This window comes from Agarivorans sp. OAG1, from assembly GCF_037076485.1.
Classification (GTDB): Bacteria; Pseudomonadota; Gammaproteobacteria; order Enterobacterales; family Celerinatantimonadaceae; genus Agarivorans; species Agarivorans albus.
Genome location: NZ_AP028990.1, coordinates 1,313,442 through 1,337,235 on the forward strand (window position 1 = coordinate 1,313,442; position 23,794 = coordinate 1,337,235).

General features: G+C 44.4%; 23 protein-coding genes and 1 pseudogene. 16 read left to right on the forward strand and 8 right to left on the reverse strand.

From position 1 onward, the window contains the following. Positions 1-256: 256 nt before the first annotated feature. Positions 257-1,297 carry an IS110 family transposase gene (locus OAG1_RS06145; protein WP_338624914.1) on the reverse strand — a complete coding sequence of 347 codons (1,041 nt, stop codon included), beginning with the start codon at positions 1,295-1,297 and terminating at the stop codon, positions 257-259. An 85-nt stretch (positions 1,298-1,382) separates the two neighbouring features. Between OAG1_RS06145 and OAG1_RS06150 the strand changes: the two genes are divergently transcribed. Together OAG1_RS06150 and OAG1_RS06155 are read left to right on the forward strand one after the other, a co-directional pair. Beyond that, positions 1,383-1,874 (forward strand): DUF2199 domain-containing protein, encoded by a 492-nt coding sequence (locus OAG1_RS06150; RefSeq protein WP_338624916.1) that lies wholly within the window; start codon positions 1,383-1,385, stop codon positions 1,872-1,874. After that, positions 1,843-2,577, forward strand: a complete 735-nt coding sequence (locus OAG1_RS06155; RefSeq protein ID WP_338624918.1) for a DUF6082 family protein — start codon at positions 1,843-1,845, stop codon at positions 2,575-2,577. The genes OAG1_RS06150 and OAG1_RS06155 overlap by 32 nt, the downstream gene beginning before the upstream one ends. 384 nt (positions 2,578-2,961) lie before the next feature. On the opposite strand, the pseudogene OAG1_RS06160 reads toward OAG1_RS06155, so the two are convergent. Further along, positions 2,962-3,987 (reverse strand): annotated as a pseudogene (locus OAG1_RS06160) (IS110 family transposase). Between the two features lie 60 nt (positions 3,988-4,047). On the opposite strand from OAG1_RS06160, the gene OAG1_RS06165 reads away from it, so the two are divergent. From OAG1_RS06165 to OAG1_RS06190, 6 genes are all read left to right on the forward strand, one after another. Further along, positions 4,048-4,542 carry a hypothetical protein gene (locus OAG1_RS06165; RefSeq protein ID WP_338624920.1) on the forward strand — a complete coding sequence of 165 codons (495 nt, stop codon included), beginning with the start codon at positions 4,048-4,050 and terminating at the stop codon, positions 4,540-4,542. Between the two features lie 81 nt (positions 4,543-4,623). Continuing rightward, positions 4,624-4,953 carry a hypothetical protein gene (locus OAG1_RS06170; protein WP_338624922.1) on the forward strand — a complete coding sequence of 110 codons (330 nt, stop codon included), beginning with the start codon at positions 4,624-4,626 and terminating at the stop codon, positions 4,951-4,953. Positions 4,954-5,027: 74 nt separating this feature from the next. After that, positions 5,028-5,606, forward strand: a complete 579-nt coding sequence (locus OAG1_RS06175) for a hypothetical protein (protein WP_338624924.1) — start codon at positions 5,028-5,030, stop codon at positions 5,604-5,606. Between the two features lie 17 nt (positions 5,607-5,623). Continuing rightward, positions 5,624-5,974 carry a hypothetical protein gene (locus OAG1_RS06180; protein WP_338624926.1) on the forward strand — a complete coding sequence of 117 codons (351 nt, stop codon included), beginning with the start codon at positions 5,624-5,626 and terminating at the stop codon, positions 5,972-5,974. A gap of 97 nt (positions 5,975-6,071) precedes the next feature. After that, a complete protein-coding gene (locus tag OAG1_RS06185) occupies positions 6,072-6,533 on the forward strand; it encodes a hypothetical protein (RefSeq protein WP_338624928.1) in 462 nt (153 codons plus the stop codon). Positions 6,534-7,083: 550 nt separating this feature from the next. Continuing rightward, a complete protein-coding gene (locus OAG1_RS06190; protein WP_016404026.1) occupies positions 7,084-8,079 on the forward strand; it encodes a branched-chain amino acid aminotransferase in 996 nt (331 codons plus the stop codon). Between the two features lie 83 nt (positions 8,080-8,162). Here OAG1_RS06190 and OAG1_RS06195 read toward each other — a convergent pair whose 3' ends face one another. Next, entirely contained in the window at positions 8,163-9,707 is a 1,545-nt protein-coding gene (locus tag OAG1_RS06195) for a PAS domain-containing methyl-accepting chemotaxis protein (RefSeq protein WP_338624931.1), read from the reverse strand. A 619-nt stretch (positions 9,708-10,326) separates the two neighbouring features. Between OAG1_RS06195 and OAG1_RS06200 the strand changes: the two genes are divergently transcribed. The 4 genes from OAG1_RS06200 (at position 10,327) to OAG1_RS06215 (ending at position 14,386) form a co-directional block, all read left to right on the forward strand. After that, positions 10,327-10,947, forward strand: a complete 621-nt coding sequence (locus OAG1_RS06200; protein WP_338624933.1) for a hypothetical protein — start codon at positions 10,327-10,329, stop codon at positions 10,945-10,947. 179 nt (positions 10,948-11,126) lie between these two features. Beyond that, on the forward strand, positions 11,127-12,995 hold the full coding sequence (locus tag OAG1_RS06205; RefSeq protein ID WP_338624935.1) for a VWA domain-containing protein: 1,869 nt from the start codon (positions 11,127-11,129) through the stop codon (positions 12,993-12,995). Continuing rightward, positions 12,976-13,542, forward strand: a complete 567-nt coding sequence (locus tag OAG1_RS06210; protein WP_338624937.1) for a sigma-70 family RNA polymerase sigma factor — start codon at positions 12,976-12,978, stop codon at positions 13,540-13,542. The genes OAG1_RS06205 and OAG1_RS06210 overlap by 20 nt, the downstream gene beginning before the upstream one ends. Further along, positions 13,535-14,386 carry a hypothetical protein gene (locus tag OAG1_RS06215; RefSeq protein WP_338624939.1) on the forward strand — a complete coding sequence of 284 codons (852 nt, stop codon included), beginning with the start codon at positions 13,535-13,537 and terminating at the stop codon, positions 14,384-14,386. The genes OAG1_RS06210 and OAG1_RS06215 overlap by 8 nt, the downstream gene beginning before the upstream one ends. A gap of 58 nt (positions 14,387-14,444) precedes the next feature. On the opposite strand, the gene OAG1_RS06220 is transcribed toward OAG1_RS06215, so the two are convergent. Then, entirely contained in the window at positions 14,445-15,176 is a 732-nt protein-coding gene (locus OAG1_RS06220; RefSeq protein ID WP_338624941.1) for a siderophore-interacting protein, read from the reverse strand. Between the two features lie 93 nt (positions 15,177-15,269). On the opposite strand from OAG1_RS06220, the gene OAG1_RS06225 reads away from it, so the two are divergent. Continuing rightward, positions 15,270-15,701, forward strand: coding sequence for a MarR family transcriptional regulator (locus OAG1_RS06225; protein ID WP_338624943.1), 432 nt, complete (start codon positions 15,270-15,272; stop codon positions 15,699-15,701). Between the two features lie 27 nt (positions 15,702-15,728). Here the strand turns inward: OAG1_RS06225 and OAG1_RS06230 are convergent, their stop codons facing one another. Both OAG1_RS06230 and OAG1_RS06235 read right to left on the reverse strand, forming a co-directional pair. Beyond that, a complete protein-coding gene (locus OAG1_RS06230; RefSeq protein ID WP_338624945.1) occupies positions 15,729-16,694 on the reverse strand; it encodes a magnesium transporter CorA family protein in 966 nt (321 codons plus the stop codon). A 32-nt stretch (positions 16,695-16,726) separates the two neighbouring features. Then, positions 16,727-17,377: a MarC family NAAT transporter gene (locus tag OAG1_RS06235; protein WP_338624947.1), complete on the reverse strand. Its 651-nt coding sequence runs from the start codon at positions 17,375-17,377 to the stop codon at positions 16,727-16,729. 235 nt (positions 17,378-17,612) lie between these two features. Between OAG1_RS06235 and secD the strand changes: the two genes are divergently transcribed. Genes secD through OAG1_RS06250 form a run of 3 tightly spaced genes read left to right on the forward strand, consistent with a single transcriptional unit; the run spans position 17,613 to position 20,490 of the window. After that, positions 17,613-19,436 carry a protein translocase subunit SecD gene (gene secD, locus OAG1_RS06240; RefSeq protein WP_338624949.1) on the forward strand — a complete coding sequence of 608 codons (1,824 nt, stop codon included), beginning with the start codon at positions 17,613-17,615 and terminating at the stop codon, positions 19,434-19,436. Next, a complete protein-coding gene (secF, locus tag OAG1_RS06245; protein WP_338624951.1) occupies positions 19,433-20,341 on the forward strand; it encodes a protein translocase subunit SecF in 909 nt (302 codons plus the stop codon). Before secD ends, secF begins: the two co-directional genes overlap by 4 nt. Before the next feature lie 17 nt (positions 20,342-20,358). Then, entirely contained in the window at positions 20,359-20,490 is a 132-nt protein-coding gene (locus OAG1_RS06250) for a hypothetical protein (RefSeq protein WP_016402905.1), read from the forward strand. A 234-nt stretch (positions 20,491-20,724) separates the two neighbouring features. On the opposite strand, the gene OAG1_RS06255 is transcribed toward OAG1_RS06250, so the two are convergent. Together OAG1_RS06255 and OAG1_RS06260 are read right to left on the reverse strand one after the other, a co-directional pair. Then, positions 20,725-21,480, reverse strand: coding sequence for a DUF3943 domain-containing protein (locus tag OAG1_RS06255; protein WP_338624954.1), 756 nt, complete (start codon positions 21,478-21,480; stop codon positions 20,725-20,727). A 249-nt stretch (positions 21,481-21,729) separates the two neighbouring features. Further along, entirely contained in the window at positions 21,730-23,502 is a 1,773-nt protein-coding gene (locus tag OAG1_RS06260) for an alkyl sulfatase dimerization domain-containing protein (RefSeq protein WP_338624956.1), read from the reverse strand. Positions 23,503-23,794: the final 292 nt, after the last annotated feature.

Here is a 23,794-nt window from a genome sequence, read left to right on the forward strand (position 1 = left end):
GATAACCTTATTTTTATCAAATGTATGATAAGAGGAAAATTTCGTGTTTAAACAAGGAAATATTCCTATTAATAAACTTATGTAGACCCTCCTGTCAACCCCACATGGCTAGATCATTGCTGACTTATGTACGAGCTCTATAAATGGCTCAAAGATAATTACGCGTATCGAGTGTCAAATCTGTTAGGCGAGATTAAATCTCTCAGCTTATTACTGACTATCTCGACTCTGATTAAGCAATGTGTTGTTGAATTTACTAGGCAACGAGTGCTTTAACTCGATAATCAGTTCCTTTGGTGAGTATTGAATAGGCAGTTCTAACTGTTTTATTGGCGAGCGCTACTGCAGCGCATTTCTTTCCTCTACGAGCGACGAGAGCTTGTATCCAAGCGTCTTTTTCTGTGCGTGGTGTTCTTCTACAAACATTATTTATATACGTGAATGCACCAGTAACGAGTTGGCTACGTAGCGTACTTTTTCTTACATGTTTATTAATTGCCCCAAGCTTAGTTTTCCCTCCAGAGGAGTGCTGGACAGGGGTTAACCCTATACAGGCAGCGACATCTTTTCCTGACTTAAATATGTGGTCATCGGCTAAATCAATAGCGCTATATAAATTGATGGCATTAATTATCCCTACGCCCTCAAGCCTCATGAGTTTTTTACATTCAGGTATGCGCTCGACTAAGGCGGTGAGTGCGTCATCGTAGTGTTCAATTGTTCTAATGACGGCTTGATAAAGTAGCCAAGCACTATGCAGAGCATCGCGTAAAGGTGCTGTAAACGTATTGTCGGCATCTTCGAGCGCACTGGCTACAGCAGATTTTAAGCCGCCCATTCTAGGAGAAGGCCGGATATTGAATTCAAGCAATAAGCCAAGAAGTTGGTTATTCATGGCGGTTTTTTGCTTAATCGTTTGCTCACGCAAACGTAAAACGGTTTGCAGCTGCTGTTGTTCAGGGGTTTTAGCATGTACAAATTTTACGTTAGGTAGCATGGCTGCATGCACAATGGCCAAGGCATCATTCTTATCAGTTTTGTGGCTTTGCCGAACCGCGGATACCAGGCGTGGGCTAATCAAGCGAGCATCATGACCTAGAGATTCCGCTTTTTGTTTCCAATAATTAGAAGTGGAACATGCTTCAAACACAACCGTAGATGGCTTCGTTTTGACTAACCAAGTAGCAAATTGAGACGGTGTCATTTCTTTGTTAGAAAGCACCTGTTGGCGAGCAACAACACAAACTTGAATGGCGTCTTTTGCCAAATCGACACCAATAACGGTAGTATGAAGCATATATTGACTCCTAACATATTAATGCTGACTCTAAAGCGTAGCAGAGAGCGGAGGGAGTCTAATTATCTGTTAGCAGTCTTAAGTCATGAGTAAATGTAAAGTATGCAACTGTGATCTAGGCGAAGTGCCAATGTGCTTTGGTAGCGGCTCACCAGCCGCACATATTGTGCCCCCCAAAGAATTTGATGAGCGGGTGGCCGAGAATGCAGACCAATGCATCGTCGATGGAGAGCACTATTTTGTTCGTGGTCACATTGAGCTTCCTATTACTGATAGCGAAGAGGTGTTTATTTGGTCTGTATGGGTATCTTTGAGTGAGTCGAGTTTTGAGCATATGAGCGAGAACTGGGAAACTGAAGGTCGGGAAAACTGTGAGCCATATTTTGGTTGGCTATCAACCTCTCTGCCATGCTATCCAGATACCCTGCATCTTAAAACTAGCGTCCAGTATCAAGCTGTTGGCCAAGTTCCGCTAATCTCACTTGAGCCCACTGAGCATCCACTATCAATAGAGCAGCAGTCTGGTATCACAATGGAGCGTGTGCATGAAATCGTTCATCAAGTTATGGCTCACTGATCAACTGCTAACAAAACGTGCAAGCGGGACAATTTTAAGCGCGGCTTCGCCGCAAAGTTGCCCCTTCACTCTGCGTTATATCAATGGAGGATTAATGAACAAAAATCTACTTTTCATCGGAAGCACATTTTTAGTGTTTTTGTTTATTGCTTATGGAATAGCCATAGTTAGTTATCCACAATTGTTTGAAAATCTGGCTGTAAAAAACACCTCCGACTTTGGTGGTAGTTTTGGTGTTTTTGCTTCCCTTTTTTCTGGACTAGCACTTGTGTGCTTGGTGTATACGCTTTACCAACAGAATGAGATGATTTCAATTCAGAGAGAAGAGTTGAAACTTCATAGAGAAGAAGTAGCTAAAGGTGTTTCCTCTCAAATACGTAGTCTGCATGTTAAATTGATGGAAATGGCTATGTCGGATGAAGAACTTCAGCAAGTATGGAAACCAACCAAAGAAGTTAATAACCCGAGTTTCAAGCAGTTAAGCTATGTGAATTTGATACTTTCTAATTGGGAAATGCTGTTTAAAAACGGGGATATAAGTGAAGCGCAACTTACGCTCCATATCGAAAGTAAACGAAATAACGAGTACTTTAAATCGTTTTGGAAGAATTCAAGCGCACATAGACTCGCTGTTGTTGATGAAGATACCACAAGTAAAGCGGCTAGATTCCATATCTTAGTTAATCAAGTGCTTGTAAATTGATATAACAAACTGTTTAAGAGTGATTCGCAACGCTTGGCATTTTTGCTATGCGTTGCGTTTAGTGTTTAAGGTGGTATGCGGAAGCATCGGTATTGCATTGCTCACACCTTAACAGGGCTACATGGATTCCCCCGGCTGTCAAACATCCGCTAAACTTATGTTGATGGGCTTTGGACTGCCGCTCTACATTCGGCCTATTTATCGACGGTTCGCATACGTCGTGGCCCTGATGACTTTGCGCGACTGCGGTGCCTTATTCGTTAGATGACATCTAGTGTGTCCGCCGCATTAACAGGCTCTCCGCAAGTGGTCTTAACCTATCTCCATCATTAGCGTCTGCAATGACCCGGTGGGGTTAACTCTTTATGCTGCTTGGGGTGCTATTTAAGCTGCATAGTTTTCATACTCTGTTTGATTGTGTAAAAGCGACCATATAATTCGAGCATTTTTTGCCGCGAGAGCCACGATCGCTCGATTCATTCCTCGCCGTTCTAGGACGCCTCTACACCACTGACTTAACCTATCTTGCTTATCGCCAAGGTTGGCAATCACCGTTCTCGCGCCGTGGACTAATAGCGTTCGTCAGTATTTGTCACCGTGTTTAGTGATCCGGCCTAACCGAGATTTTCCACCTGTAGAATATTGTTTAGGAACCAAACCTAGCCAAGCAGAGAAGTCGCGGCTTTTGTCAAACTGAGATCCATTTCCTATTGAAGCGAGTATCGCTGTAGCGGTTTGAGGTCCAATGCCTCGAACCTTCATTACTCGTTGAACATTGTCACTGACCTTAGCAAATGAATCGAAGATTTGTTCTGTATCGGTAATACGTTGATTCAATTCGTCCAGGTGGTGATACGCATCAGCGATCACTGTTCTCGCAAGGTACGGCAGTTCGTTTTCTGCATCTTCTAGCATTAACGGAACGTGCTTCATCAATGCAGAACGGCCAACCGGTATGACTACCCCAAACTCAGAAAGCAAGGCACGCATGCGGTTCATAAGCGCCGTACGCTCGCGAACCCAATGCTCTCTCATCCTATGCACAGACAATATGGCTTGTTGCTCAGGTGATTTAACGGGTACGAAGCGAGTTGAAGGGCGCTGGACTGCTTCGCATATAGCGACGGCGTCATTCAGGTCGTTCTTACCTTTAGTTCGATATGGGATCACATATTTAACGGCCATAATACGGGTATCGTGTCCCATTTTATTGAGTGTTCGTGCCCAGTAATGTGCACCACCACACGCTTCAACACCTATACGCATGAGTGGCATCTTTGATAAGGTAGTCAGTAGTTTAGAGCGGGTTACAGATTTATGAAGAATGACCTTACCATTTTGGTCAACAGCATGAAGACTAAAGTGGTTTTTAGCTAAGTCGATACCGCAGAAATATGAATAATCAGACATGGTGCCTCCAGTGTATTTAAGTACCACGTAAGTGTGGCAGATCCTCGGGAGGGGGAATCCATGTCATTCGTTATGAGGCAAAACATAATCATGCCTAGGCGGAAAGAGTTTAAAGGTATTGCTGGGGGATTGATAAATAGCTTTCTCTCTAGGAATAATGATATTGACGGGTATTGGGCCTTGGGTCTGTTCTATCAGTGTGCCGCAGCGAGAGAAGACTTCAGATTTGAGTTGGATCTACTTTCTGGCAAGTCATGGCCATATTTTGAGTATTCGGAAAGAGCTTCAAAATCATATCGTGATTTTCTATTTACTCAATTAGAAAGGAAAGGATTTGAAAAGGTTCAGGCTAAAAAAGCAATAGTTTTAATCAACTTCAATACTTCTCCGACTAAATGGCACGTAGAACATATATACACTTGGGGTGAGCCGTTCGTTTGTCGTGTGAGTATTACTGACGACCTCGGGCGGGAATGGTCTTCGGAAATTAAAGGCTGGTGCGGGCAGCACAATCCGGATCGTGAAGGTCGTAGTACTAGGCGATATGCCTCATAACAATCGCAAGCACGGTCGCCCGCAAGCGGGCTGGACTCGTCGCTGCGCTCCTCGCCCGTGTTGCGGGCGTTAAGTGCTTATATGGATCAAAATAGCGTTGAATTGCTACAAAAGATTTTTGAAATAATTGATTCTGACCTGTCTTCGAAAGGTTTTGATTATCTGAGATTTGAATACTCATGTTTGAGATGGGATGGTCTTGGAATGAAGGAATGCAGCTTAACTTTTCACGATGATGAAGGGCTTCATGAAGATTGCTCAATCGAGGATCATAAAATACATTTCTTATTTGATGATTTACATAGAGAAATGAAGGGTCGCGGCGAAGATTGGAAGTCATGTTTCATTATATTTGAACAAGGAAAGGTGAAAACTAGATTTGGCTATGAAGAAAATCCACCACCTTGGTAAAGCACTTAACAAACACGGGTTGCGGATTCGTAACCTCACCGCAACCGAAAAACGTTAGCTGCAAAGGAGACTGAATGAAGAAATACTTTATTTATGGACTAATTATCTCGATTGTAATTGCTGGTTTACTGAGCATTGGCGTATTGTTGAGCGGTAAGTTCGACGAACTACAAATTAAAATACTGTTTACTACTCTTGCGTTTACCGTATATAGCATTATCGGTTTATGTTGTAACTCAATCGTTGAAGGTAAGTATTCTGTTTTTGGCAGGCTTGGTTTAGGTGTCACGTTTATTGGGTTGCTCTATGCTGTTGTTACCACCTGGGCAACACCTAAAGCTGGAGAATTTCTCCAGTTTCGTTTCAGTTTGTTAGTCATTGGCCTCTGCTTTGCACACTGTTCTCTAATGCTATTGGTAAATACCTACAATTCAACTATTTCAGCCGCAAGAGCTATTTCAATGTCAGCAAGCGTGATTGCTGCACTAATTGTAGTTGCCATGATATCTAGCCTAGATCTCAATGCAGGTACATTTAAGTTACTTGGTGTGGTTTCCATAGTGGGTGTCATTGCAACAATTATCGCACCTATATTGGCATTCACAGCTAACAAGTCAAATCACACGGACGGCGAAAACTCCGCCGGTGTTTGAGGCGTTAAGGGCCATTCATGATTCCAGAGTATTGGAAAGATTTCATAGCTAAAAATAAGATAATTGGCTGTGACTTTGAAATATTGGAAGTCGATGATTTATCTGAGCTAGGTGCTGATCTCAGAATAATGAGCATTGAACAATGCATATCTGAAGCAACTGAATGTTACCCAGGAATCGCGGCTGCAAAGGAAAGCTACGTGCCAGTTGCGATGTGCTTGTCAGGTAGTGGCGATTATTACTACATCAGATCAACGGAAGGTGAAAACGGCGCTCTGTATCGCATATACCACGATGCAGTGAACGGCGAACACATTGAGCAAGATGGCATAGAGAAGGTATTAAAAAGTTATGCTTCACTGCTTTAAATTAAAAGCCCTTAACAAGTTTAGGCAGCAACGCCCCGCGGGCTGGACGGCCTAACGGCCGCCGCTGCTAAAGGCGTTAAGTGCCAATGGAGCCTTTATGAAATCCCAAAGAGTTCTTGATGACGCTTGGATATCACTAAGTTTAATGGAAAAAGCTTCAAATAATGAAGAATTGCGAGTGCATTGGGTTTCTACTATTTGTCTACTTCGAATGATCGGTCATGTACTCCATAAAGTGGATTCTAAATTATCAATAACTCATAAGGCTGTAATTGATAAATGGTGGAGTGAAATTAATCAAAACAAGCCAGAACCAACTATTTTTTGGACGTTTATTAATGAATCTAGAAACCTTGTTTTAAAAGAATATGAACTTAATTTCATAACTTATCAATGTGAATGGATAGATACCGATTCTGAAGAGAAGAACGATGTTATAGATAATACTATTCACATTACTCCAGACGGTCATGAACTTTTTGATCAATTGTCAGATGCATTACTTTGGTGGCAAGCTGAATTATCTAGTATTAATCGTCTTGCTCAAAAAGGCACTTAACAAGAGCTTTAAACGTAACTAAAACAGTTGGTTAGGTTCCGCTTCGCTCCACATTATAACCAATAGTTTTTGTCCGCTTAAGCGGGCGTTACCAAAAGTGCATCACCTAATTTTCGGTAATGCCTGAGTCACAAGTAGTTTTGCGGTAGCTGTGATTGACCGAGTAAAGCTACAAGCAAAAATTAGCGCTCATCTTTATGTAAAGCTTAGCTTTTCCTTCTACTGATTGCTGGCGGGCTATGGGAAAGTTTAAGCAAAGCCAGTTTACAAATTTGCTTTGTTGGCAGCCAAAATCTCTTCGCATACACATTTATTGCAGAATATTTGCAGATTGAGGGTTTCTTAAGCTTGATCGCAGTGCCATAAGACCACATACTCTTTTACCATTCTGCGAATCCAGTTTATGGAAAAATTGGCATTGGTCGTTCAGGTACCTCGGTTTGATAAAAGCACGAACTCGTTCAGTCCCACCAGTTTTCTACTTCGCTAAAGAACAGACAATCAAAATAAAGAATAGGGCTTAAAGCCCCAACATAAGTAGGAACACAACATGGCAGCTTTTGGTACGGTTTTTATGCCACAAATGGCATTAGCAAAATACGAAGATCAGCAATGGGGTGATAGTGAAATTGTCTCGTCTGACAGTATTAGCTTGCACCCTGGCGCGCACGTACTTCATTACTCAAGCACTTGTTTTGAAGGGCTTAAAGCCTTTCGTCACGAAGATGGCAGCGTGCATATTTTCCGCATGGACGCCAATATTAAGCGTATGGCGCAATCTGCTGAGTTACTAAGCTTACCTGCTTTTAAACCCGAATTATTAGAGCAAATGGTTAAAGACATTGTGGCAAAATTTGCCGATGAAGTGCCAGCTGCTCCGGGATCTATGTATATTCGCCCAACCTTTATTGGCACCGAGCCTGCCATTGGTAAAGCGGCAGCGCCAACTAGCTCGGCATTGCTTTACGTATTGCTATCGCCAGTGGGCGATTACTTTGCGGTGGGTGCTAAGCCTTTGCGTTTATTGCTAGAAGAAAACGGCATGCGCTGTGCGCCGCATATGGGTATGGTTAAATCGGGCGGTAACTACGCTAGTGCTTTAGGGCCCATTAGCCAAGCGCGCACCGAAGTTGACGCCGACCAAGTACTGTTTTGCCCAGGTGGCGACGTACAAGAAACCGGCGCTGCCAACTTTATTTTAATTGACGGCGACGAGCTAATTACTAAAGCGCTCGACAGTAGCTTTTTACATGGGGTTACTCGTAACTCTATTCTAACCTTGGCGCGTGACTTGGGCTTAAAAGTAAGTGAGCGTGAGCTTACTGTTGACGAGCTATTAGAGCGTGCAGCTAAGCCAGGTTGTGAAGCGGCTTTATCGGGTACTGCTGCGGTATTAACGCCAGTAGGTACGCTTATCCACAACGGCAAAGAACACACCGTTGGTAATGGCGAAGCCGGTGAAACCACCTTGAAGTTGCGCCAAGCGCTTAACGATATTCAATGGGGTAAAGCTCAAGACCAGCACAACTGGTTAACTAGCATTTAAGCTAAACAGTACATTGATGTTAAACAGCCCGCTTTTGCGGGCTGTTTTGTTTTAGCGTTTAGGTACTTGGCACTTAAGCGTGCTTAGGCTTGGCTAAACTGTTTAACCAAGCGCTGTAAGCTTTCTAAGCTACTTACCAGTTTTTGAGTACGCCCCACCGAGCTGTCGGACAATAGCTTGGTAGAATCTACCGCTTCTTTCATTCGGTGTACGTGTTCGGTCATGCCTTGGGTAACCTGAACTTGCTCGGCTATTGCCTGTGAAGTGCTAGTGCTTTGCTCACCAATGGCATGTAAATCGTTAACAATGGCTTGAAAAGCCTGTTTGCTTTGTTGCGATTTAGCTACGCTGGAATCAGAAGCGGCTATGCCTTGCTCCATTAAGTTTCCGGTTTTGTTTACTGTGGCTTGTAGTACTTCTATTTTGCTTCGAATGTCGTCTACCGAGCTGCTGGTTTTACCCGATAGCGCGCGCACTTCGTCGGCCACCACAGCAAAACCTCGGCCGTGTTCACCCGCTCGAGCAGCTTCAATGGCTGCATTTAGCGCCAGCAAGTTGGTTTGCTCGGCGATGCCTTGAATCATCCCCAAAATTGTTTCGATACTTTCTACATCGTTGTATAGCTGGCCAAGGGCTTGCCGAGAGTCGTCTAATTGCTGGCTTAATGAGTTAACGGTGGCAACCGCTTCATCAATGGTTTTTGCCCCTTGCATCGCGGTAATGCTGGCATCTTGAGTAAACTCGCTGCTCTGTTTGGCTTGTTGCGAGACTTCATCAATTGAGGCAAGCATTTCCTCGGCCGATACCGCCATGGCGTCGGTGGCATTGCTCTGTTCGCTTAGTTCTTCGTCTATGGCTTGGCTGTTAGCGACTTCTTGTTTGGCGGAATCTAGGATGCTGTCGGAGGTTTCGTTAGCGCGGGCAGTTACAGCGCGCAGTTCTGCCTTTTTCATTAGCATGGCTAGCTCGATGGAAGATAAATCGTCGCAGTGGCCGGTGTAGGGCATTTCCATCAAGGGGTTGTGGTAGTTTTGTTGGGCAATTTGCTTAAGCGTAGCTAACCTAGCTTTAAACTTAATACTAAGCAGCAAACTAATCACCAAAAGTGGAATGGCGGTGGCGAGTAAAGTGGCTGAACTAATCACATCCCAAGCTGTTAATACCAAGCTTCCTAGGGTGGCTAAGATGCCAAGTTGCTGCCAGCTGCAAAGCGCCAGTCGCCTTACTTTTGCTTCGCCTTGTTGGAGTTTTTGGTAAAGCTTGCTGGCCCGAGATATTTGCTCATCGTTAGGCTGAGTACGTACTGATTGGTATTCAAATACTTCGCCATTTTTATCCATTATGGGAGTAACAAATGCTGATACCCAGTAGTGGCCAGACTCTTTGCAACGGTTTTTTACTAATCCCATCCAGCTAGAACCTGCTTGAATATGTTGCCATAGTTGGGCAAAAGCGGGCTTGGGCATGTCGGCATGGCGAATCACATTGTGTGGTTTATCTAGTAACTCGTCTTGTTGGTAACCCGCTACTTTACAGAAGCTGTCGTTACAATAGGTAATGTGGCTGTCGGCTGTGGTGGTTGATATAAGGTTGTCGCTGTCGGCAAACCTAACGCGTTGATCCGTCATCTAAGTTATTACTCCTAAACATCCATAACTTGTTGCTAGTGTTTGATTGCCTTGCCTGAACGAATACCAATCGTACTAAGTAACTGTTCATACTATCTGGTTAAGATACTCGATAACTGCGTTAGAATTTTTGTTTGTAGAATAACGACTTATCGAAAAAATCTGCCTTGTTCTCGAGTATTCTTACGGCGTTATTGATGGTCACTTACTTGGTGTGATTGGCATAATCACTTCGTCTCAATAACCAGACTTTTCAACACCCTAGCCACTACTTTGCTGAATACTATATTTTTATGTTTTGTTGATATTTGATCGCGGATAAATATGCGACATTAATAAGACAATTCAATGTCAGTCATAGAAAGTAGTCACTTAAGCCCTACAAATTTTGGTAAATAGCTAATTTACTAGGGTATTTAACTAGGTGATTACTGTTTCTCTGTCTTAAGGATTAGTTGTTTCTAGTGGCGGTAATAGGTAGGTAGTTCGTAAATTGTCTATTTTTCTCATAGTGCTTGCTTACACTGCGCGCACCCTAAGTAAAGAGTGACAAATCATGAATCTAAAATGCTTGCTAGTGCTACCAATATTAATGTTAGTTGGCTGTAAGGCTGAGCTAGTGACCCAATTAAACGCATCAGATATTAATAACCCAGATTCCAACGGCAAGGTACTTAGTGCCAATATGTATGTCACTTTAATGGATGGGTGTTTTCATCCCGAAACGGGCGTGGAAAGCGACGGTTTAGCCGAAGCTAATGGATTGATGTTCAATTTGTTTAAGCAGAACCATGAGCTGGTGTCGTGTAAGGCGAATGATGATCTAGGTTTGGAATATACTGCCAACTACAAGGTTGATGTGGTGCTAGATACAATACAAGACAAAAAGTCTCCTGAGTCTAAAACCGGCATGGTGATTATTGCTAATAACGAACAGGGTTATATTAGTTTACAGCTAGACGACAACTTACGTAAGCGGCTAAAAGCCCGCACCGAAGAGCTAAATATGCTGGAGCTAGAAAGCGTATTTGTGCTGAATAACGATTTAGCTGAAGACTTAGAAGTTCATATCCCATCGTCATACGTACACGATGGTAAAAGCCTTAAAGCCCACCAGATGTTTACGGGTTGGATACCCGCAGGCAAGATTGGTGAGTTTTGGGCCAGTGATGTAGCGCTAGATGCTCTTCGCGATTCTGGTGAGCAAATATATAGCTTTGTTGCTAAGCCAAAAGAATAAGCTCAGAAACTGAGCCTGTATTGGGGAAGTGGGTCGAATAAAGCTGAGCTTTTTTAAGGCATGTAGCCTTATCTAGAATCAGAAAAACTAACGAGGCTAAAAAATTTAAACTTTTTTAGCCTCGTTTTTTTATTTGCTGCGATTACCTGTGTGAGATTGATTTAAACAAGGTATTCAAAATGCAAAAGTTACATGTTTCATATTCACCTATTGCTCGTGCAGTGCTTGTGGGCTTAACCCTTTCTTCGTTAGTTGCCTGTGGCCAATATAGTGCTGATGAGCAGGCCAATGTTGATCGAGTAGAGTCGCAACAGCAGAATGAGTCTGTTAAGCAAACCAAGCCAGCCCAACGACCGCAGCAAGACCAATCTATTAAGGCAGTGCACCCCATCGCTAAGCATCAGCGAGAAAAGCGCGCAGTTAGCCAAATGCAAATGGCTAGGACATCAAACTTTGCGGCGGCGCAGGGGCTTGCCGACTCTTCGTATTACTACGAGCAGGGTAACACTGAAAACTACCAAAAGTTTTCCGATTTATCGGTAGTGGCCGTAGCAGAGCAACCGGTTTCTACTTTTAGTGCCGATGTCGACAGTGCCAGTTACGCCAACATGCGCCGTTTTATCAACAATGGCCAACTTCCACCAAAAGATGCGGTACGTGTGGAGGAACTTGTTAACTACTTTTCTTACGATTACGCGACTGGCAACGATGCCACACTGAGCATTGAGCAGCCTATTGCGATTGATACCTTACTTACCGCTTCTCCTTGGAACAGCAATAATCAACTAATTCGCATTGGCGTAAGCGCATACAAAGCGGATACCAGTATCCGCCCAGCTGCTAATGTAGTGTTTTTGGTTGATGTATCTGGCTCGATGCAATCGCAAGAAAAGCTGCCCCTGTTAAAGCAATCAATGTTATTGATGCTTAATAACCTCAAAGCCAGCGACAATGTGGCGATTGTGACTTATGCCAGTGGTACTGGAGTGGCTTTACCTGCCACTAGCGTAAAAGATAAACACAAAATTGTAGCGGCCATTAACGGCTTACAAGCGGGTGGTTCAACCAATGGCTCTGCTGGCATAGAGTTGGCCTACAACCAAGCGCAGCAAGGTTTTATTGAAGGCGGCATTAACCATGTTTATTTAATGTCAGACGGCGATCTTAATGTAGGCATCACCGACATTGATGAGCTTAAACATCGCATTACTCAAAAGCGCAAAGCAGGCGTGCAGTTCTCTACCATTGGTTTTGGTACCGGCAATTACAACGACCATTTAATGGAGAAACTGGCCGATAACGGCAACGGTGTAGCGGGTTATATTGACACCTTGCACGAAGCGCAAAAACTGCTGGTAGATCAATTAGGCAGCAGTTTGCATACGGTGGCGCATGATGTGAAGTTTCAAGTAGAGTTTAATCCTCGTATGGTGTCGGAATATCGCTTACTGGGTTACGAGAACCGCCAACTTGAGCGCGCCGATTTTAACAATGACAAAAAAGATGCTGGCGACATGGGCGCGGGGCACAGTGTAACGGCTATTTACGAGATAACCCCAGTGGGTAAACCAGGTTTAATTGACCCTTTGGTATTTCAGCAGCAGAAGCAAAACAAAATGGCTAAGCCACAGGTGAATGAAGCGCTGGCCGAAGTGCGAGTACGTTACAAAAAAGCGCAATCGCAAGCTTCCGAAAAGTATGCACAGCGAGTGTTTAGCCAAGATTTGGTTGATTTTGAGCAAGCTAACAATGACGACCGCTTTGCGATTGCTGTAGCAGCTTTTGGCCAAAAACTACGTGCCAATGAGCAACTGGATGAGCTTGCTTATCAGCAAATTATTGATTGGGCTAATGCTGCAAAAGGACAAGATAAGTTTGGTTATCGCGCAGAGTTTGTTAAATTAGCGCGATTAACCAATACCTTAGCCTTGCAATCGCCCGTTACGCCACAGCCGCAGCAATTGCCAGAGTTAGAGTATGCAGTGCAACCATTACCGGTAACCCTACCCGCAAGGATTGATGCGAACAATGAAGAGCTTAGTCAGTGATGAACAACTGATGCTTGATTATGGTCAGCGTGGTGACGTAGCCGCGTTTGACCAGCTTTATCAACGCTATCGCAAACCCTTGTTTGGTTTTATTCGGCAAAAAATGGCAGAGGCTGCCTGTAACGAAGTATTTCAAGAAGTTTGGGAAGCGATAATTAGTCAAGCTAGCCAATACAAGGTACCTAGTGATGACGAGCAAAATATCGCGCACTTTCGAGGCTATCTTTATACCATTACACGCCGCCGAATTGCCGATTACTGGCGCTTGCAAGGCAAGCAAAGCCATAACGACGAACAAGAAGTAGATGAGTTGGAATCTCTTTCAAACCCCGAGAAAGTGCATCAGCAAGGCCTTGATAAGCAAGTGATATTACGCTGTGTGGAGTTACTGCCTAGTAAGCAACAAGATGTATTTATGCTAAAACAATCGGGCCTGGCTGTGGCCGAGATGAGCCAAGTACTTGATGCATCTTTTGATGCCATAAAAAGCCGCATACGGGTTGCTTATCAACAATTGCGAGAGTGCTGGGAGAAACATCATGGTTGATACACCTAAAGGTAATGCGCCCAGCGATCAGCAAATTGAGCAAGCTTATCAGCAAGCGCTAAACCAATTTGAGCCCTCTGAACTGCTTGATAAACGTATTCAAAATCTGGCTAAGCAGCAGGCAAAGCAATCCCGTAAGGCTAAATCTTACTCTTGGGCGGCTGCACCTTGGTGGGCGAGCGCTGCGTCTTTGGCTTGTGTGGGAGTGCTAGGCTGGTGGTTGGTTACCGAAATTAGCGTGCCACCCAGTGAAATAAGTTATCAAAGCAATGTGCAGTTAATTAGCCCGTCGCAACAGGCTAATGACCCGGCGACCGAAGAGCTCGACCAGCAAAAACGGCAACTAGCAGAAAAGCTATTGCGTAAGCGAGAGCTAGATACCCAAGCAGTTGAGCGAGAGCGCAGAGAGTTAGCCAAACAGAAGGCCATGCAAAAACCAACTATGCAGGCTGAAAAAATACAAAGGCAAACAGAGATTGCCGCTAAGTCTGCTGAGCAGCATTACGCTCTTGAAGAGCAGCCAGCTGCATTCTCATCTTTGCCGAGTGATGAGATGTCTGATGCTGTTGCTATAGCCGTAAGCGATGCTGTTCTGCAGTGTGTGGAGCAAGCGCTAAGCGCTTACTCATTTGAGCAGTTGGAATTACAACTCGCCCAAACTTTGCCAGAAGATGCTAAGCAAGCTCTTACGCAGCCACCACGCTGGTTAAGTTGGCAACAAATACAATGGAAGTTAGTGACTGTTGAAAGTGGCTGGCTGATAGTGGGGGATGGGCTTGACGTTGATTCATCACGTATCTACCGCTTGCCAAATACCTTAGAAGAAAGCTGTAAATCGCCCTAAGCACTGGTAATTAATTTGCAGGCTCAGTGAATCACTTCAATAGAGCAAACGGAAGCGGCTATAAGGGAGCCGCTTTTTTTTGTGCGCCAAAGCGATCAGCATCTACGCCTTGTTTCCAATAACCTACTGCAAAGGTGTTTAGGCGATCAAAACCTAAGTCTTGCTGCAACATCGGCCGTAAAGAGCGGATCTGTGAGGCTTCTAAGCCCATAAATATGTGACTATCGCTAGCCATACCTGCGGCGATTGTTTGCACTTGCTCTGCAAAGCTAATAGTTGCTTCATCCTCAACATACCAGTGGGTGTTCTCTGCAGCGTGATAGTCTAGCTCTATAATGTCTGCGCGAGTGGGAACAGAGATTATTACTCTAAGGTCGGCTTGTGGATTAAGCCTTGGCACATAGCCATTAATGGCGTTAACCGAGGTAATATCCCCTAGTAGCAAATAACTGTGATGATTAAACTGGGTCAGCTTTAGTTGCCCAGGGCCAGCAATGCTTAAGTGCTCACCTAGCTTTGCTTGGCTCGCCCAGTTAGTCGCTGGCCCGCTGTGCCGATTTATTACAAAATCCAAAGCAAGCTCTTGGCTCGCCGAGTTAAACCAACGAATGGTGTAGGAGCGCATTTTAGGTTTTGAACCATCGCTGTTTGGCAATATCACCTTCACGTGTGCCCCTTCCTTAGATTCAGGAAAGCGTTTAAGGCTGCTGCCTTTTACTACAATCCGCAGTAGGTGAGGAGAGAGTGGGATAAGCTGTGATACCTGAACCGGATACATTTTTGGCTTCATCGTTACTCCTAATGACTTGTACATTGTTTAATAGGTTGATAAAATCAACTATATTTTTAAAGGTAGACTTAGTCAACTATTATTTGAGGTCTTATGAAACAGCAATCAATTTCTGATTCGGTTTTTGCTCTGGTTCAAGCATATAGAATTGCTATGCGCTCTGGCTTAAAAGCCCAACAACTAGGCTTAAATGCCATGCATGTGAGTTGTTTAAGTTTTATTGCCGCAAGCCACCATTGCACGGCTAACGACATTGTTAATCACTTTTCTCGTGATAAAGCGCAAATCGCCCGTTTGCTAAAAGAAATGATTGAAAAAGATTGGTTGAGAAAAACCGCCAACCCAGAAGACAAACGCAGCCAGCTCTTGTCTCTCACTAACGAGGGACAAGCGCTGGCAAGCTTAATTGAAGAGACCCAAAGCAAAGTGCAAAGCCAAATGTGTCAAAACCTCAGTGAACAGCAAATTGAGGAATTTGAGAAGCTAGCAAAGGTGATGGTGTGGAACCTAAACCAGATGACTTAAGCTGCACTTTGTTGACCAAGTACCGCCTTAGATCCATTTCTTCACTTTAAAGATGGCAAAAAACGATGCGGCAATAATCGCCATGCCACTTAAGGTGAAGTAGTAACCATAGGTGAACGCGAGCTCAGGCATGTTCTCAAAGTTCATGCCGTAGATCCCAGCGATAAAACCTAAGGGAACAAAGATGGCGGTAATCATGGTGAGTACTTTCATGGTGTTGTTTAGGTCGTGAGTGCTAATGGAAATATGTCCGTCTAATAAGTCACCACACAGTTCGTAATACATTTTAGACAAACCATATATGCGCTTACTGCGTTCATATAGTTTTAGCCATTCATGTTGGTCTTTGGTTGATTTTGTCGAAAAGTACGCCAGTTCGTCGGAGCTTAGGCGATCAACAACATTTTGATTAAACTCTAGAACGCGGTTGAGTTTGCGAAAATGGTATCGATAATTAACTAGCTTTTTTAAGCTGTTAACTTTATCGCCAGCGAGTAATTCATCTTCTACTCGTTCGATTTCTTGGTCAAAATCTAATAACTTGTGTAAGTAATTGTTCGCCACGTTTTGCATTAGTGCTACCGCCAAGTGCTCGGTGGTTTTATTGTTCTCTTTACTTAAGTTAGCTTGTAGCATTTCAATGGCTTGCGAAGGTTGCGGATGCAGACTAACAATCATTCGGCTTTTACAAATTAAACCAATATTTTGTGCACGTAGTTCATAGTCATCGGCTAGGCTAACTGCTTCTTTAAATAGGATTAAGGTAGTGCCGGGAAATGCTTCGGCTCTGGCTGTTTGTTTTTGTTGGAAGTAGCTGGCAAGCGCCAGCTCATGACAACCAAGGTGAACCAATTGTTGTTGCAGCTCCTTAGATACGTCACCCGAAATATCTATCCACAAAAACTCATCTATGCTTGGGTTAAAGCTGGCGACTAGTTCAAGGCCCGCTTGTTTATACACTCCGGCCGTTTTTTTAATTACTGTTATGCTCATTGGCTATCTCTTTATTTGACGGCGAGTAGGGCTTACAGCACCAGCTCCATGGTTTGATAAACTTCGGTGAGGCCGTTAACCAGGAACTGAGCGCCCATACACACCAACAAGAAGCCCATAATACGGGTGAAGGCGTCGATGCCGTTTTTGCCTAGTAATTTAAGTGTTGGATAAGCCATGCTAAGTACTAGCCATGCAACCAAGGCCACGCCAGCAAAGCCTATTAAGCTGCCTAAGTAAACGCTAGGTTTGCTTACATCCTCAGGTAAGCTGGCAATTTCAGACGCGCCACTAATCACTAGCGCCATGGTACCTGGGCCACACATAGACGGAATGGTGAGCGGTACAAATGCAATGGAGTCTTGCTTGGGCAGCTCAATTTTTTCTGGCGGTGCTGGGAATAGCATCTTAAAGCCAATTGCACCAATTATCAGTCCACCGCCTAAACGTAAACTAGGCATCGAAATACTAAATAATTCCAAGATAGAAGAACCGATAAAAAAGGTAACGGTTAAGGCGATAAACAAAAACAAACTGGCCAGCTTGGCTTGGCGCGACAGATAGCTTTTACCATGTCCTTTACTTAAACCCAGCAAAAGGGTGGCCGAGGTGGGAGGGTTAACCATGGGGAGTAAGGCCAGCATGGTTAAGCCGGCTACGGTAAAAATAGTTTCAATCTGCATATCAGTCTCTTTGGGTTGATTGCGTTAAGGTTTAGGTGAGTTAGCCACCGTGTTGCAGGCATTGTTGATGAATTTCTGGCTTAACTCGATGTATTTGAGTGATTCGTTTTTGTTCACCTTTTAGGCTACGTCTCGACGCCAAAAGCAACATTAATGAATCACTGAAATACCTCTTCAATCCAGTTTGTTCGCGATAACTTAGCTGCATATCAACTTCTTAATCTTTGAGATTTAAATGCGCAAACAGACAAGAGCCTTTAATCGCTACTCCTTGTGGCACTACTTGGTCATCTTAATTAGCCTTGGCTTTTTGATGCTAAATGCCTTACCTAATATTTATGCCGAACGGCCAGTGATTAAAGTCAGTACTAATAAGCAAGCAGCGTCTGGCGAGCTAGTGGGGACTCAGCTTTACCAGTGGTTGAACGAGGAAGGTATAGAGATAAGTTTTGCTGAAATAAGTGATAGCCAAGCTACGCTCACTCTGGCGAATACCAGCGAGCAGCAGCACGCTCAAGCAGTATTAAACAAGCATCTCGGAGAGCATGCTGAAGTAGTTATTGCTATGCAGTCTAGTGGGCCAGCATGGTTAGCGCGCTTAGGTTTATCACCGTTGCAACTTGGCTTGGATTTACGTGGTGGTGTGCAATTCTTACTAGAAGTTGATACTCAACAAGCGATTAATGAGTCTTTAGCACAGCAACGAGGTGAACTAAATACGCTACTACGAACACAAGGTGCGCGTGGCGCACGAGTGTTAAGTAATGAGCAGCAACAACTTGAATTAAGCTTCCCTGCAAGAGTGGCAGAGCAAACAATGGCAGCACTTAATGCCTTTCAAAGCAACTTCCCAGAGCATGAAGTGAGACAGCAACAAGCGGGTTTGTTCACCATTAACCTAGCTGGTCATCAAGATTTTCATCAAGCGCTGATGATGCAAAATTTGCAAACCTTGAGAGATCGCGTAGCAGCCCTCGGCATTACCGAGGCAGTAGTGCAGCGCCAGGGCCATAACTTTATAAGAATTGAGTTGCCTGGCGTACAAGACCCCGCGCAAGCAAAACGCGTTATCGGTGCCACAGCTACCATTAGCTTTCACGCACTTAGTGCTAACGGCGATGTCCATCAAAACGTTTCTGGTGAGCCTGTTGGCATCGATACTAGGCCCATTTTAACTGGTCAAAAAATTACTAATGCTAGTGCTCAGTTTGGTGAGTTTGGCATGCCTGAAGTGTTGATTAATTTGGACAGTGCTGGTGGCAACCGAATGTCTGACTTTAGCCGACAAAATATCGGTCAGCCAATGGCCACGCTCTATACCGAGTATCTAGAAAATGAAGCTGGCGTATTGGAGCGACATAGCAAGGTAATTAGTGTTGCTACCATTCAAGCGCATTTAGGATCTAGGTTTACCATTACCGGTATGGACAGTGTGCAAGCTACCCAAGACTTAGCCTTATTGCTTAAAGCTGGCAGTTTGTCGGCACCTATTTCAATTGTCGAAGAACGGCTATTGGGCCCCAGTTTAGGTGAGCAAAATATTAGCAATGGCTTTGCGGCTCTTGCCCTTGGTATGGGCTTAATGCTGGCCTTTATGTTGGTGTGGTATCGAGGCCTTGGCTTAATTGCAAACATCGCCTTGGTGCTTAATTTAGTTTGTTTGATTGGTTTACTTTCTTTGGTGCCGGGGGCTGTACTCACTTTGCCGGGCATTGCGGGCCTTGTGCTTACTATTGGTATGGCAACCGACACCAACGTACTCATTTTTGAGCGAATAAAAGAAGAAAGGCGCCGTGGTTTAAGTGAAGAAATGGCGGTACATCATGGCTACAAAAATGCTTTTAGCACTATTTTTGACGCCAACTTTACCTCACTGATTATTGCAGCAATTTTGTTTTCGGTAGGTTTTGGCCCGATTAAAGGCTTTGCCATTACCTTCGGCCTTGGCTTGTTAACCAGCATGTTTACCGGCGTGTATGTGTCGCGCTCTTTGGTCAATTTACAACTTGCTTGGCGTCGAAAAGCTGCGCTAAGACAACTACAGGAGCTTGCATCATGAAAGCTTGGATAAACCGTTTTTCGCTTACGGCTTTGCGCCAAGGGGCTTTGAACCTGTCGGTGGTTTTGGTACTGGCTTCTGTCGTGGGGTTGGTCACAAAAGGGATTAGCTTTGGCGTCGACTTTACTGGCGGAGTAGTGACCGAATTAGCTACTCATTACCCGCCGGAGCAAGAGCAAATGGCTAAGCAATTGGACCTGCTGCTGGTCGATGGGTATTCAATGAGCCGCTCTGGTTCCAACCATTGGATCATTCGCCAAGGGTTGGATATTAGCGAGGCGGTTACTGCCAATTGGCACAGCCAGTTACCAGATGCTTGGCAAGTTGAGTTGCTGGGTAGCTCGATTATTGGTCCGCAGGTAGGTAGCGAGTTGTTTGAAATGGGCGGATTGGCAATTTTTGCTTCATTGCTGGCGATGATGATCTATTTGTCGTTCCGCTTTGAGTGGCGATTAGCCTTAGCGTCGGTGATTGCGCTTTTTCACGATGTATTGCTGGTATTAGGTTTGTTTGCCTGGTTACAGATTGAATTCGACCTAACGGTAATGGCAGCTGTTCTGGCGGTGATAGGCTACTCCCTGAATGACTCGATAGTGATTGGCGACAGGATAAGAGAGTACTTACGGGCCAGCAGCAAAATAGAACTCGATACCCAAATTGACCGTGCTTTGGTGTCGACAATGACCCGCACTTTGGTGACATCTGGTACTACTTTGTTAACCGTTGCTTGTATTTGGTTATTGGCTGGCGCTCCGCTACAAGCTTTTGCTACCGCCTTATTTAGCGGAATTGTTATAGGCACCTTTTCCTCGGTAGGCATTGGTGCCACCTTGCCAAAAGTATTAGGCTTACAAGCGTCTGACTATCAGCTTATAGAGCCAACTAGAAATGGCCGAGTTGGCTAAAGATTGGAGGATAAAAGATGAAACAAAGCTATTTTATTGCCTTTATGTTGTTACTTTTTATTGTGTTACCAAGACTGACGCATTCTTTAGTCAATCCTGACCCTAGCCTAGGTAATGAGTTGAGCATTGAGCTAATTCAAGAAAGCTAGCGCTAACTAAGCTGAGATGTTTTCGTTAACGGCACCCTTTGGGTGTCGTTTTTTGTTGCGGTTTTACTTAGCTCTAGTAAGCCTAATTGAAAGTGACGCTAGCTGGTTTAAATGAATGAGAAAGCAATGGTATTGGCAAGCAATGAGGCCGAGTTTATTTAGGCTTTATTACCAAAGGGAAGGTGGAGAAAAGTGAACTTAAGTCGTCCGTGACTGTTAGATGGCTAGTGTTAATTAGTAATGAAAATGTAGGGTGAAGCCGTAGTAGGATTCTTTAGCGCGAACCTCACTTGGCGTTTGCACTGGATTGCTGGTGTTAAAAGTAATGCCTGTTTTTATGGTGTCATTCCCTGTAACTCGGTTAATCCCCTTACCAATACTTTCTACTGGGTCCAGTAAAAACAAGGAGGCGTTCCCCAACCTAGTAGAACCCATTACCTCACCGCCACCGGCGCGAATGCGCTGCTCGGTTTGATAGGCCCATTCACCATATAACCAGCCACCGATGGGAGTAACAATTAGATCTTGAATAGACGGTACTTCGGCAAAGGCCTCAATACCATATTCCCAGTATAAGGTGCTCATGAGGGTGGTGTAGAGAAAGGAGTTGAACTGGTCGTAACCGCTTTTTCGGGCAACTTGATAATACACCCCGCCAAAGTAGGGGTGGCCAATGTAATTTATTGCCCAATGGTCGTCGTCCCATACTGGGCCTTGTCTTACATTGTCCCACCATTTCTGCGCCATGTTGCCGCGGCCTATTTCTGATTTATCCCAGTTGGTCACGGACTCTGGCATTAGGTATAAAGCACCAATTACGCCTGCTCCAAGCCCAAACATTAACTTAGTTTGTGACCATAGACGCTCTTGGTCTTCGCCATTTGCAGCGTTAAACAAGGTAACTTCAGGAAATAGATTGCTTGAACTGCTTTCGGCAAAACTAGTGGTGCTAAATGTTAAGGCAAGGGCCGCCGCAACAGGCTTTATCATGGTTTCTCCTCTTAATAAAAAGAAGAGAATTTTAGTAACTAAGCCATAAATCTCACAGGTATATCAAAAATTCATATGTGTATTTCATAGGGCGAGGCTAGATGGGATAGAGCCGCTTAGTGCAAGGCATTAAACTTAAGTGATTGAATCGAGCTGTAGCAAAGAAGCAGCGTTTCCGCTTACTGGGAGGGCTAAGCTCCTTGCTCGCGTGGGCTGAGCAAGGAGGCAGTATAAACTGGCGAGTAAGGCTTAGCGACCGATAACCTGGTCAACGAGTTTTAGCTCTTTATCTAGCTGCGAGAAAGTCAATTCACCCAGTAGCATTTGATCCCACTTTTGTTTTGTTAGCTCAAAGGTCTTGCCTTTATTCGCTTGTTGGGTAATCGCAATCACTCCATTTCTTAGCGCAATCGCATAATGTGCATCTTCATCTACAAAATGAAGATTAAACTGTAGCGCCTTATCTTCGGCTAAGCGGGTATCAAGCATATAACGTAGGTAGTGAACGTTATCATCTAATGGAGAGCTGGCGAGCTTTTGCGCATCTAATGCTGCGAAGCTATCACTGAGTTGTTGATAGTCTGTGATGGTGTGTTTACCAAATCTAAGACTTCCTTCCTGTAATAAGGCTTCGGAAATGTAGAAGCCACGAGCGTTAGCTGAGCTAGTATGTTGGCCAAGTGTTCGGGCGCTATCGGCTCGGGTTTGTTTGGCCAGCTCTGTTAATGCTCCCATGTTTTGCAACTGCGTGGTTAAAAATAAGCTCCACTGTGTACTGTTTATATCGCCTTTGGCCTGGGCTTGTTGTGCCATGGCAATAACTGCATCTACACCGCCCATTGCTTCAACGGTTTTCTGCGCTTGTAGCTGTTTGGGAAGTGGATTGATATCGTAGACATCCCAACCCATCCAGCCAATTCGAGCGTTGTATACTTGCTTGGCGTAGCTTTCAACCTGGCCATAGGTTTCTTGATTAGCACGTAAGCGCTTGGGCATGTAGATCCATTCTGCAATTTCTTGGGCATCTTTACCCATGGCAATTCCGCGGTAGGTTTGGTCATGGATGAGTTGCATGCTGTCTCTAAAATACTCGAGTGCTTGGCGGGCCTTGTCTTTACCAATGTTAGCTGCTCCATGAATGTCTATATGTAGCTCTATATCGCGACTCAAGGCTAAATCAGCCGCGTTGACTAAACGCATAGGATCTCGGTAGATATCGCCTCGCAGAGTATAAAGATTAAATAGGCTGTCATCATTCATCGCATTAGAAACCAGCAACTTATGCTGTGGGAAATAGAATGCCACAGAATCGAGCACGTCGGTTTGGCTAGGCAGTACTTCTACCTCAAGGCCTGCAATGGAGTAAGTTTCAATTACGCCGTCTTTAAAGGTTTTGTCAGGTGGAATAAACCCGGATTCACCACTCAGTTTCTCTGGACTAAAACCTAACATGCTGGGAAACGCATCTTTACCCTGTTGAGGGTGAAGCATGCCAAACTGAATAGCGGCTCTGGTTTTAAAGTTACCGCTTAATATGCTTATGCCCTCATCTGCTCGTAAGTTAGCGGTGAGTTCCTCATGGCCAAAAATTTGGGTGTTTTCATCCCGCCAAGCCTTAGCACCATGTACATAATGAGAGTGGGTGTAGAGAATGCCAGCTACCTTAATTGACTGGCCTACTTTTCTCTCTAGTGCTGCTCGTTGCTCGCTTGCTAATTGAATGTTGTCTCCGGTATCTATAATGATCCATCCTTTAGGACCTTCTAAAGCAATGATGTTGCCAATACCCCAGCCGGCGATGCGATACACCCCCTCGCTAATTTGATTTACTTGTTTTTCGGCCACATTCCAAGCGGTATTCACTGCGGCTTGTGGGCGAGCAGTAATAGCGCCATTTTCGGTAGTCACAAGCTCTTGTTGCAGAGACATGCCGTATTGATTAGGTGCAGCAGACACTGCCCCGGCAATAGCCAAACTGATTAAGCTGGCACTTATTGGTTTAACAGCCTTTGTTATCTTCATCTTTCTAGAACCTGATTATGTTGTCGTATCCGAGAGCAGCGTTAAGTGATAAGGCTTAAGCAACTGCCGCTATATTGCGTTGGTAAATTGGGATACAGGTGAAAGAGTATTCCCGTTTAGTTGATAAGCAGTGTATTGAGGGATAAGCGCGGAGGCGATGAATAACAGTGATTCATTTACCTTAGTTAGCTGGGCGAGTTATAGCTTTGTATACCAGGTGTCTTTTGTCAGAAAACAAGATCTAGCAAGTGAACAGTTAAAGCCTTGGCTGTGGTGTGTGCTGAAAAAAAAT